The following is a 10,428-nucleotide window of genomic DNA, read 5'->3' as shown; positions in this document are numbered from 1 at the left end:
CTTATAGGCAGCACTATCGGAATAAGGATTTTTCAGCCATTTCTCCACCTGCTTACGGCTTTTTGGCTTGGTGGATTTCCCCATAGCTTTGCGATGCGTTTCAAAAATATTTATCCACCAGTCAATTTCTTCCTCGGTGGGATTTTCAGTTTCCAATCCGTCACACCACCACGTTGGCATACCCTGTAACAATGCACATTCCTGTGGAGTGAGCCTTCTTACGATATACTCGATTTCAGAAGTACTGTCATTGACAAGAGGCGGATCTTTATAATCAGACGCAACAAGTGTGTTTGCTTTATTTTCTTCAGCTGATGTAAAGAAAGACGCCTTCGAAGAGCTATAGACAGGGTGAGCAATTCCACCTGCGCCAGATGCAACAATTGTGGGAGAGGTTTCTTCCTCAATCTGAAAACTGAATCGAGCGTTGTAGCTCTGGTTCATTGCAGGTCTGCCAATGCCGTATGAAACTGCATGGTTCTCTGTGCGATTTAACGTGTACATGGTGTCCGATTCTTTGTATCCATCACCGTGATGAGAAGGTCTGCTGCCGTTTCCTTCAATGACTACCATTCCGCCTTGATTCTTGCAAGGTGACTGATTGCTGGTGTCGATTGTTCTTACCGTTTCAGCTTCATAAAATCCGCTGTTAGGATTATCGGACATCATGGAATTGCTGTGCTTGGAACAGATACCGTATGCCTTTGGAACGAAAAGAGTCTGGTCGTTATTGCAGGATAGCGTTGCAGATTTATCTTTTTGTATTAAAGCACCTTTTCCACCAGAACCTCCGCCGCACCTTATTTTCAGCGTAGCCGGAACAGCACCTGCACGAAGTGTCGGCGAAGTTTCTTCTTCATATCCAATACCATGCGCTTTGGCGGAATGCTCAGTACAAAAGCCTGCTGATTCAACCACAAAAGGCTGATTGTTCCCGCCAGTGCCGTAAGTAGCAGATACAGTCTGTGCGACCTCAAGAGGACCAGTGTATCTTGTGTCTTGAGAATGATTCTCAAACATTAGACCTGTACTGCCTGCCGTTCCAGAGCAATCTGTAACACTTCGGGCAGTTTCTTGCCACGCTCGGAAGCTCTCCGCAGAATACCCAGACACGCCTTCTGACTCAAATAATATTTTTGAGGCACTTGTGCCTGTAAAATCTGCGACAAGGTAGATACGCATTCTTCTTTGGGGCGTACCCCAATACTGAGCGTCGAATGTTCTCCAGGAAAGAGAGAAACTGTTTTCCATGATTTCTCCTGCCTTTGTCCAGCGTTCCGCAGGTCGAGGAACAGATAAACTGCTGTCTTTGATTTTGCATATTTCTTCGAGGACTGTCCGGAAATCCTCTCCTTTATTTGAGGAAAATGCCCCTGGGACATTTTCCCACACGATAAATCTTGGATATTTACCATTTGTCGCACACCTCATTTCCTTTATGATTCTGACCGCTTGAAAGAAAAGTCCGGAATGTTCTGCATTCAATCCGCCTCTTTTACCTGCGACTGACAGGTCGGTACACGGCGAGCCAAAAGTGATAATATCAACGGGCGGCAGTTCTGCACCGTTCAACATATTGACATCGCCGTAATGCTGTACCTGCGGTAATCTCTTTGTGGTTACTCGTATCGGGAATGGCTCAATCTCAGATGCCCAGACCGGAGTAATGCCCGACAGCATTCCTGCCATTGGAAAAGAACCGCTGCCGTCAAACAGGCTGCCGAGTGTAAGAGAATTATGCATCCTGCACCTCCACATCCTTGTAGTCAATACGCTGCCCATCACGAATCAAATACACATCTTCAGAATTTCCATCATGAAGTTTTATGTATCTTTCAACCGCAACATCCACAAACTTCGGTTCAAGTTCAACTCCATAACATACTCGGTTCAGCTGGTCACAGGCAATAAGAGTTGAAGCACTTCCGAGAAATCCGTCCATCACCATCCCATTTGTTTGCGTACACTGTGAAATCAGATATGCGATAAGAGGAACAGGCTTTGAAGAAGGATGTCCGCAGCCGTCTTCCTTGCTGTTTTTGATGCGGTCAAATTCAAATACAGTTTTCTGTTTCTGGTCACCGTACCAGATATGCTTTCCGTCCTTTCTCCAACCCCAGATAATTGGCTCATGGATATACTTCCAGTCAGTTCGGGTGAGAACAAGTCTGTCTTTCTTCCATACAAGACCTGCACCAACTTTAAATCCTGCATCTTCATATGCATCATGAAATACACGGGCTTTTGATGTTGCATAAAACACATAAATGCTTGCATCCTTTGCCATAGCATCACGGAAACGCTCAAATGCTGATTTCAGGAATTCATATCCCTTTTCATCATCTAGGTCATCATTCTTGATTTTACCAGATGTACTTTCCAGATTTACCAAATAAGGCGGATCTGTGCAGACGAGGTTGACCTTTGTATCTCCAAGAAGTGCCGCATAGGTTTCAGGCAGAGTGGAATCACCGCAAATGACTGTATGTCTGTCTAGGTGCCATACATCTCCAATCCTGGATTTGCATGGCTTTTCAAGTTCTGCATCAACATCAAAGTCATCCTCTTTGGCTTCATCACTGTCTATAGCGAATAAATCTGCAATTTCAGATTCATCAAATCCGGTAAGACCAAGGTCAAAGCCAAGGTTCTGAAGTTCTTCCATTTCTACGGCAAGGAGTTCATCGTCCCAACCTGCGTCCAGCGCCATTCTGTTGTCAGCAAGGATATACGCTTTCTTCTGTGCCTCTGTTAAATGGTCGGCATATACACAAGGAACTTCTGTGATGCCTTCTTCTTTTGCCGCCATGACACGTCCATGACCGCAGAGAATATTATTTTCTCGGTCAATGATAACAGGATTTACAAATCCGAATTCACGCAGAGAAGAGCGAAGCTTCAGAATCTGTTCTTTGTTATGTGTTCGGGCATTATTGGCATATGGGATCAGCTTGTCTGTTGCAATCAGCTGTAATTCTGTAGTCGTATTCATGCTCCGTTTCTCCTTTTCAAAACTTTCTGTAAGCCTTTTCTGGCATCCATGACCTTTCCGCTTGCTGCCTGACCTTTCAGTGTACGGTACTGTTGTTTTGTCATTTTCTGGCGATTAGCTTTCAGGTCTCGCCAGAACTGGGTATCTGCTTTCATACGTCCTCACTTTCTGCTGCGGAGCAGCTTTTCCATCATATCTTCATTCGGGTTGCCCTGGAACTCCACGGAGCAGTTTTCACGGACAATCTGAAAAATCTGATTCCAGATTTGGTTTGCTTGTTTCATATAGTTCTGAGACATCGCAACGTATGGGGATGCTATTGCAGCTCCCGTTGTCGGATGCTTGGAAATATATCCGTACTTTGTGACAATCTGCTCGCAGTGTATCCAACGTGAAATGCTCATTGCATACTGTTCCACAAGCTGACGGCTGACAATCTTCTCACAGGACCGTTCTTTCAACCACTGATAAGTTTCTGTATAGACCTCATCAGCGAGAAGTTTTGTGCCGTCACGCTGTAATTCCTGCATAAAATCACGCACAGGCGGTGTTTCAGCTGATTCAATATCAGCCGGCTGCATCATGACTTCTGCTGATTTACCCTCAGCAATCTTCTCGGTCAGAGCCTTTCTTGGTCTGCCTGCTCCCGGTCTTGCACCGCCACGGTTTGTACCGTCTTTAGCCATGATGTCACCGCCTTTCTGAAATCAAAGAAATTCAAACAAAATTGCAAAAATGAGCATAAAAAATGCCGACTGAAAAAGTCGGCAAATGTAGTTGCTATCGGTGTTTTTTGTTATTTTTAAGTCCGAGGGGGCAATAGGACGTTTGAATACCCGCTTTTGTGCGTGAGAGGGGGCGCCGGTCTTTTCGTAAATCTTCCGTAGAGAAATCGATACCCCCGGCGGTCATCTCAGTAAGTGTACACAGGATTCTTGTCCTCAGTCCACGTTTTCCTATCGTGACACGGCTTACACAAGGCTTGCCAGTTGTCCTGACTCCACATTAAATCATAATCACCACGATGTGGTTGTATGTGGTCTACAACTGTTGCAGGTACGAATCTACCCTCAGCCATGCAGCGCACACACATTGGGTGCTTGCGGAGGTACTGTTTACTCAGCCTTCGCCACTTACTGCCGTAGCCACGCTTGGATGCAGACGGTCTGTCAGGTTGTTTATGTATCCCACAGTACAGTTCGTCTGTAAGGTTGGGACAGCCTGGGTGACCGCAGGGATGTTTACACTTCTTCGGCATTGTCAACCTCCATCAGGGCATAAAAAGAGCCATAGCAGATTTCTCCGCTATGGCTTGCTCGTTATCTTATTTTTTCCAGTATATATGATATCACATTTTGTCAAGACGTTCAAGTGTTTTTGACTGCAAGTTTTTGAAAATTACTGCAAATTACAGAAAATTACTGCAAGCTGTTTCAGGAACGATTATTTTTTTAAGTCCGGAATTATGGTAATTGTACACTGAACGTATACTGCATTCCATTTCCTCTGCTATTTGAGTGTCATTTTCAAAGAGAAGATATTTTCTTTCTAATACTTCTTGTTCTTTGTCATTTTCGATGCTGAGAATAGCTTTTTCTATTTCAATACGTAGATTTACAAGTCGAGCAATTTCCTCATCAGCTTCTCTTTCGTAATCTACCACCTTTGCAATGGTTTCTCCCAAAGCATCATCACAAGAGTGTTGTAACGTTGCACCTGTGTTCTCATAACTTACGCTTTTACCACAAAGTGATTCTCTGAGTTTTTGAGCCATAGTTCTTTTTTTACGAATGTTACGTTCTATATACTTAACCTGTTTAAGATATTCTTTTGCAGTCATACCATATCCTCCTATTTCAAACAAGTGTCTTAATCTTTTTTCTTCTTCTGAGTACAGCATTTATTGCCACCATGAGTTTTGTAACATTTCTGTTGATATTATCTGTATCGATGTGTATAATTTCCCACCCTTCTCCGAGTTTATCACAAATCAGCATATCTCTTTCTTCAGAGTATTTTTCTTTATCTTTTCCATGATAAAGCTTTCCATCAATTTCAAGAGCGACCTTTAAATCAGGAAGAACAAAATCTACACTGTAATTATAAACCTTAACCTGATGGTGAGCCTTTACACCCTTTCGGATTAATTCCATTGCAACCATTACCTCTTCAGTGCTCTGAAACCATGAAGAATTTCCAAGATGTTTTCTTATCCATGCAATTGCGGATTCATATTTTTTAATATTAGTCTGCTTAGAAATTCTATCAATCGCTCTATTCAGACAGCGTTCCTGTTTACTTAAGCAATTATTTAATTTTATATCAAATTGTCTTTCCACAAGCAACTCTCTACAATTAGGACAAGTGTACTTGGTATTGCGAACATAGCTCCACGAAAACACAGGAGTTTCACATATATGGCAGGGAGGATAGTAGATAGTGAAACCTCTGCAATCCTTTTCTGTAGGAATATTATCTTCTTTTGCTTCTATATAACTCATGTTATTCCTCCATTTCCGCCTTAACCGCTGTCATCAAGGCCGTCTGCGTTTCGTCCTTTTCCTTTAGTGCTTTCAGAATCCTTTCATCAACCGTTCCTTTTGTAACGATATGCTGTATAATGACTGTTTCGGACTGCTGTCCCTGTCGCCATAATCTTGCATTTGTCTGCTGATATAGTTCCAGACTCCATGTAAGCCCGAACCATACCAGAAAGTTTCCTCCTGATTGAAGATTCAAGCCATGTCCTGATGATGCCGGGTGTATCAATGCAACTGGTAGCTTTCCGCTGTTCCAACTTTTTATGCTTTCAGCTGATTTGATTTCCTGGTACACAATTCCCAGTTTATTAAGCTTTTCAGCAATTCTTGTTCTGTCATGCTTGAACCAGTAAGCCACCAGAACAGGTTTGCCATTTGCCGATTCGATAATATCTTCAAGTGCGTCAAGCTTTCGGTTATGTATCGGAATGATTTCTCCGCTGTCATCGTAAATTGCACCGTTGGACATCTGACACAGTTTATTACTGAGAGCCGCAGCATTTGCCACTGTGATTTCTGTATCCTGAACTTCAAGAATAAGTTCGTCTTTCAGTTCCTTGTATTTTTCCTTTTCTGCCTCCGACATTTTCACAGTATATTTGTTTGAAATCAGTTCAGGCATTTTTAAATGGTCAACTGCTTTCATTGAAACTGTGATGTCGGATATTTTTTCGTATATCCTTTCCTCTGCATCGGGGAGTGGCTTGTAGGAATACACGATGTAGCCGTTCTGCTTATCGGGTCTGAAGTATTCGTTTCTGTACTGCCCGATAAATCTTCCAAGTCTTTCTCCCATATCAAGCAGACGGAACTCAGCAAATAAATCCATAAGTCCGTTGCTGGCAGGAGTACCGGTCAGCCCTACGATTCTTTTCACATTTGGTCTGACTTTCATCAAAGCCTTGAATCGTTTGCTTTGGTAGTTTTTGAAACTGGAAAGCTCATCAATAACAACCATGTCATAGTCAAAGGTTGTATTGCTGACAAGCCAGTCCACATTTTCACGATTGGTTATGTAGATATCTGCATCGGTGTTAAGTGCTGCTTTTCTTTCATCAGGAGTTCCAATTACAACACTGTATCGTAAGTGTTTCAGATGTTCCCACTTTTCAATTTCTGCCGGCCATGTATCCCTTGCAACTCTGAGAGGTGCGATGATAAGAACCTTTCTGACTTCAAACATATCAAACATCAGATTGTTAATTGCTGTAAGTGTTATAATCGTCTTGCCTAAACCCATATCCAACAGAAGTGCTGATACAGGGTGTTCTTCAACAAACTTTACAGCATATTCCTGATAATCATGTAGCTTCATAGTTCATCACCTCACTTAATATTTTTGTAATATCATCAATGTTATCAAGAACATAAACCTTAAAACCTAATTTTCTTAAAAGCCTGTGTCTTGAAAGCTGTAATGGTCTTGGCTTTTCACCAGGCGCTTTTACTTCCACAAAGGCAATCCTGCCCTCTGGCATCAATATGATTCGGTCGGGGACACCTGCCGTTCCGGGACTGGTGAACTTCCAGCAGATTCCGCCTCGTTCCTTGACAGCATTCACCAGCTTTCGTTCTATCTCCCGTTCACGCATAGGCGTATGCTTCCTGATACATTTTCCAGCACTCACGGAATACTGCAATACATGCAGTTGCCGCACCGCAGTCATAGACGAGATAATCGTAGATTGCATCATAATCATCCTCATGTGGAAAACAATAATCCTCATACATATCCCTTGCAAGATCAGCAAAACGATTCTGTGCGTTCAGGTAATTTTCCATCATCCAGGCGTAGAATCCGCCGGGGCTTTTGTGTGTAGTTGTCATCATAGTGATTTCCCTTTCTCGTGACATGCACGGATTTCATCAAAAATCAACGTATTTTCGGGAAAGTGCAGGTGTGTGATGGTCATATCCTAACCTTTTACATATAGACATTTTTTACTTTTTCTCTCGCCTGCGTAAAGTATGGATATGACATTCATCGAGTTGCACTTTCCCAATTTTACGTGCTTTTTTCCCATTTTAAGTGCAGGTCGTCAGTCTAAAAAATCATCGATTTTGAGTCTGAGACCACGTGCGATTATACCCTTGCTTGTTTTCTTCCGTTCAAACCCTGCCTGGTCCAAGGCACCATAGAAATCGGTCGTGCTACGGACAAACTCACCGTTTTCACCGCAGTAACGTCGATATTCCTGATACAGGGCACTGGACTTCTCCTGATAGCAGGAGTTTACCTCACAGCAGTCTGCCAGAAATCTTCCCAGCCAGTCGTTATCATCACGATAAGCGCCGATAGCCTCCTTGACGCACTGGGGCGGTTCAATCTGAAAGTCTGATGCAATAACCTTTCTTGCGCCCTCAATCAGCCACGACAGAACCGCACCTCCGGCATTTTCAACAAGATACTGGGTATAATTCTTGCGGTCGTCCTTGCCTGTGATTTTTGCATGAAAGGGTATAACGATAAGTCTTCTCCAGGTACCGTCATCACTGGCAGACACTTTCGGCAGGTGGTTTGTGTACAGTACAAGTGTATGGCTCGGCTCGAATGTAAACGGTGCCTTGAACTTCTTTTCAGCGAAAATCGGGTCAGTAGAACAAAGCTGTTTTACCACTGAGGTATTTAGCCTCATACCTTCCTGGAGTTCTGCCGCAATAATCAGGCGTTTTCCTTTCAGTTCAGCAAGCTCCGGCTTGACGTTACGCTTGCAGTTTACCGTCAGTGCGTCCGCAGACATATTACCGCTGTAGCTGCCCAGCACCTTGAAAATCACGTTCCAGAAAGTAGATTTGCCGTTGCGTCCGTCTCCGTATGCAATGATAAGTGCCTCCACATAAACCTTTCCGATAAGGCAAAGACCGCATATCATCTGCACATATTCGATCAGTTTCTGATCACCGCAGAAAAACTTGCCGACCGCCTCCAGCCAGATATCCATACCCTCATCAGAGGGAACAACAGCCGTTATTTTCGTAAGATAATCTGCCGGATTGGTCACGTCCCAGCCGTCAAGTCCTTTCTGTAAATCGTAAGTGCCGCCGGGCGTATTGAGTAGAAAGGGACTGTTGTCCAGTTCCTCCGGCATTTTTTCAAGTCCCGGTTTAGCGGCGTCAAGGGCAGAACGCAGACTGCGCATATTTCTGTATTTCATGACGAATGATTTGTATGCCTTTGCAAGCTCATATTTGCGATACGCTCCGACAGCATCACCGGTAAGATTGCCGATGAATTTCTTTCCACCGCCAATCACCTCCATGCGGTCAATGCCCAGTTCTTCAAGCTTTGTAAGCGACGCCTCTATCATTTCCTCTGCTTCCCGAAGTTGCTCATCGGTATGTTCCATCATTGCCGCAATTGCTCTTTGCTCTGACTCCACCCAATAGGTGCCGTTATATCGCAGGAAATCCGTAGCTGTGGTATAGCAGACCTCATCATCGTACATATCCGCAAAGGTACGAGCCTCGCCGATGTCGCTGAAATCCGCCGGAATCATATTATTTTCTCCGTACTGTTCCGGAGGAATATAGCCGTCCTGACTGGATACACGCTTTCCGAACTTTGATGCACTGTGCCATATGGTTTCCAGTTCCTCGTCACTAAGAGGTGGATCGCACTCAGCAGCACGTTCCAGGAATTTACGGTGTGCATCTTCGCCGGTGCCAAACCGCTTGACGAGCTTACCGGCATATCGGGACAAAGTGTTATTGCGCTGACCTGCAGGAATGCTTTTCTTCTGCTGCATAAGCAGCATATAGTCCTCAATGGTCAGACTGCCCTCATGCCATACCATATCACCGTCAGAGCCGAACAGAAATCGTGCAGCGTCCAGTGCGTTGTTATCAAAGAACGGAAACTGCTGCTGAATCTTCTTTTTCAGTGCCTTGTATGAAGATGCGTCCTCATACACACTGCATGGGAAATATACATGAAATCTTGGTCTTGCTGTTTTACCGTCCTTGGGTTTCATGTGATTGCGGCTGAATGTCAGCACATACGCTACATCCGACAGAATCTCGTCCAGCTTTTCCGGTGTAATCCAGTCATCGGGATTATCGCTGTGAGCATTATCGCAGTCCATCGGAACATTGTCAGCACACAGGAAATTTGCCTCGCTGCGGCTGTTGCTTTTATATTTTGCACACACATGGTCAAACCGAGCAGACTTCTTCATGTCTGCTGCCGAGGTTATTACTGCCTCGTGGGGATACAGCTTGTTTTTCGGGTTGCCGGTACAGTCGGCGGTATAGAGCGTAAACTTCATTACTTTTCCTCCAATTCTTCCGTAAAGTAGCGGATGGTCATATGACGACGCTTTGCCCAGCGAATTTCCTGCTGCATCCCTTTTGACCGCATATCGCCAAACACCCACAGTTGGGAACATTTTGTCAGCAGCACCAAATCCATAAACATGGCAGTCTGGCGATCTTCTCCCAGAGTATCGTCCATAAACTGCGGAAACAGCAGGTGAGGCGCAATGGGGATGTAATGCCTATCCACTGCAAAGCGGCTGTACCGTCTTGCATTCTCAATATTATCATTGATACAGCCCTGCGAATAGGGCGAACATATGTAGACAACCGGACGATAGGACCCCGCTTTCTTTGCCTTTCGTTCTTCTCGTTCAATCCGGCTCAGAGCCTCATAAGCTGTCAGATCTATGTAACCTTCGGCATTATACAGATTCATGGTATCCTCCTTTCAGATGTGCCTTTGTGCAGGCATCACAATAGACAGCGCTGCTGAAGATGTCGAAATTCTCATTTCTCTGGAAGATACTCAGATCCACAGGCACCTCCACGCCGCATTTCGGGCAGCGGCAGTAAACATTCTTGTCGCTGATCTCAATTGCAATATTCATACTTTCGTTCAGGTTTTCTTTGACATAGAACATA

The 10,428-nt window shown here is 44.3% G+C and carries 13 protein-coding genes; all 13 read right to left on the bottom strand.

Annotated features, from left to right (window positions below):
* The coding region (locus tag QZ375_RS08920) for a DNA cytosine methyltransferase (protein WP_295218068.1) at nt 1-1,743 on the bottom strand (1,743 nt) is incomplete at its 3' end.
* Nucleotides 1,736-2,992, bottom strand: a complete 1,257-nt coding sequence (locus tag QZ375_RS08915) for a DNA methyltransferase (RefSeq protein WP_295218066.1) — start codon at nt 2,990-2,992, stop codon at nt 1,736-1,738. The genes QZ375_RS08915 and QZ375_RS08920, both read right to left, overlap by 8 nt.
* A complete protein-coding gene (locus QZ375_RS08910; RefSeq protein WP_295218064.1) occupies nt 2,989-3,147 on the bottom strand; it encodes a hypothetical protein in 159 nt (52 codons plus the stop codon). Before QZ375_RS08910 ends, QZ375_RS08915 begins: the two co-directional genes overlap by 4 nt.
* Before the next feature lie 6 nt (nt 3,148-3,153).
* A complete protein-coding gene (locus QZ375_RS08905) occupies nt 3,154-3,678 on the bottom strand; it encodes a P27 family phage terminase small subunit (RefSeq protein WP_295218062.1) in 525 nt (174 codons plus the stop codon).
* A 227-nt stretch (nt 3,679-3,905) separates the two neighbouring features.
* Nucleotides 3,906-4,070 (bottom strand): HNH endonuclease, encoded by a 165-nt coding sequence (locus tag QZ375_RS14290; RefSeq protein WP_365728725.1) that lies wholly within the window; start codon nt 4,068-4,070, stop codon nt 3,906-3,908.
* Nucleotides 4,071-4,400: 330 nt separating this feature from the next.
* Nucleotides 4,401-4,832: a DUF1492 domain-containing protein gene (locus QZ375_RS08895; RefSeq protein ID WP_295218057.1), complete on the bottom strand. Its 432-nt coding sequence runs from the start codon at nt 4,830-4,832 to the stop codon at nt 4,401-4,403.
* A 16-nt stretch (nt 4,833-4,848) separates the two neighbouring features.
* Nucleotides 4,849-5,493, bottom strand: coding sequence for a DUF559 domain-containing protein (locus QZ375_RS08890; RefSeq protein ID WP_295218055.1), 645 nt, complete (start codon nt 5,491-5,493; stop codon nt 4,849-4,851).
* Nucleotide 5,494: 1 nt separating this feature from the next.
* Nucleotides 5,495-6,847: a DEAD/DEAH box helicase gene (locus QZ375_RS08885; RefSeq protein ID WP_295218053.1), complete on the bottom strand. Its 1,353-nt coding sequence runs from the start codon at nt 6,845-6,847 to the stop codon at nt 5,495-5,497.
* The gene (locus tag QZ375_RS08880; protein WP_295218051.1) at nt 6,834-7,124 is read right to left on the bottom strand and encodes a VRR-NUC domain-containing protein; all 291 of its coding nucleotides are present in this window, start codon (nt 7,122-7,124) and stop codon (nt 6,834-6,836) included. Before QZ375_RS08880 ends, QZ375_RS08885 begins: the two co-directional genes overlap by 14 nt.
* On the bottom strand, nt 7,117-7,362 hold the full coding sequence (locus QZ375_RS08875) for a YozE family protein (RefSeq protein WP_295218049.1): 246 nt from the start codon (nt 7,360-7,362) through the stop codon (nt 7,117-7,119). Before QZ375_RS08875 ends, QZ375_RS08880 begins: the two co-directional genes overlap by 8 nt.
* Before the next feature lie 209 nt (nt 7,363-7,571).
* Complete coding sequence (locus tag QZ375_RS08870) at nt 7,572-9,797, bottom strand: phage/plasmid primase, P4 family (RefSeq protein ID WP_295218047.1); 2,226 nt, start codon at nt 9,795-9,797, stop codon at nt 7,572-7,574.
* Nucleotides 9,797-10,222 (bottom strand): DUF4406 domain-containing protein, encoded by a 426-nt coding sequence (locus QZ375_RS08865; RefSeq protein WP_295218044.1) that lies wholly within the window; start codon nt 10,220-10,222, stop codon nt 9,797-9,799. The genes QZ375_RS08870 and QZ375_RS08865 overlap by 1 nt, the downstream gene beginning before the upstream one ends.
* The gene (locus QZ375_RS08860) at nt 10,209-10,427 is read right to left on the bottom strand and encodes a hypothetical protein (RefSeq protein ID WP_295218042.1); all 219 of its coding nucleotides are present in this window, start codon (nt 10,425-10,427) and stop codon (nt 10,209-10,211) included. Before QZ375_RS08860 ends, QZ375_RS08865 begins: the two co-directional genes overlap by 14 nt.
* Nucleotide 10,428: the final 1 nt, after the last annotated feature.

Source organism: Ruminococcus sp. (assembly GCF_019417665.1).
In the GTDB taxonomy this organism is placed as follows: domain Bacteria; phylum Bacillota; class Clostridia; order Oscillospirales; family Ruminococcaceae; genus Ruminococcus_C.
This window is presented reverse-complemented; position numbering and strand designations above follow the sequence as displayed.

Bases quoted from the DNA above. Each gene is read 5' to 3' on its own strand.
- QZ375_RS08870 (WP_295218047.1), bottom strand. From the start codon at position 9,797: ATGAAGTTTACGCTCTATACCGCCGACTGTACCGGCAACCCGAAAAAC.
- QZ375_RS08890 (WP_295218055.1), bottom strand. From the start codon at position 5,493: ATGAGTTATATAGAAGCAAAAGAAGATAATATTCCTACAGAAAAGGAT.
- QZ375_RS08885 (WP_295218053.1), bottom strand. From the start codon at position 6,847: ATGAAGCTACATGATTATCAGGAATATGCTGTAAAGTTTGTTGAAGAA.
- QZ375_RS08910 (WP_295218064.1), bottom strand. From the start codon at position 3,147: ATGAAAGCAGATACCCAGTTCTGGCGAGACCTGAAAGCTAATCGCCAG.
- QZ375_RS08875 (WP_295218049.1), bottom strand. From the start codon at position 7,362: ATGATGACAACTACACACAAAAGCCCCGGCGGATTCTACGCCTGGATG.
- QZ375_RS08905 (WP_295218062.1), bottom strand. From the start codon at position 3,678: ATGGCTAAAGACGGTACAAACCGTGGCGGTGCAAGACCGGGAGCAGGC.
- QZ375_RS14290 (WP_365728725.1), bottom strand. From the start codon at position 4,070: ATGGCTGAGGGTAGATTCGTACCTGCAACAGTTGTAGACCACATACAA.
- QZ375_RS08880 (WP_295218051.1), bottom strand. From the start codon at position 7,124: ATGCGTGAACGGGAGATAGAACGAAAGCTGGTGAATGCTGTCAAGGAA.
- QZ375_RS08915 (WP_295218066.1), bottom strand. From the start codon at position 2,992: ATGAATACGACTACAGAATTACAGCTGATTGCAACAGACAAGCTGATC.
- QZ375_RS08860 (WP_295218042.1), bottom strand. From the start codon at position 10,427: ATGTTCTATGTCAAAGAAAACCTGAACGAAAGTATGAATATTGCAATT.
- QZ375_RS08865 (WP_295218044.1), bottom strand. From the start codon at position 10,222: ATGAATCTGTATAATGCCGAAGGTTACATAGATCTGACAGCTTATGAG.
- QZ375_RS08895 (WP_295218057.1), bottom strand. From the start codon at position 4,832: ATGACTGCAAAAGAATATCTTAAACAGGTTAAGTATATAGAACGTAAC.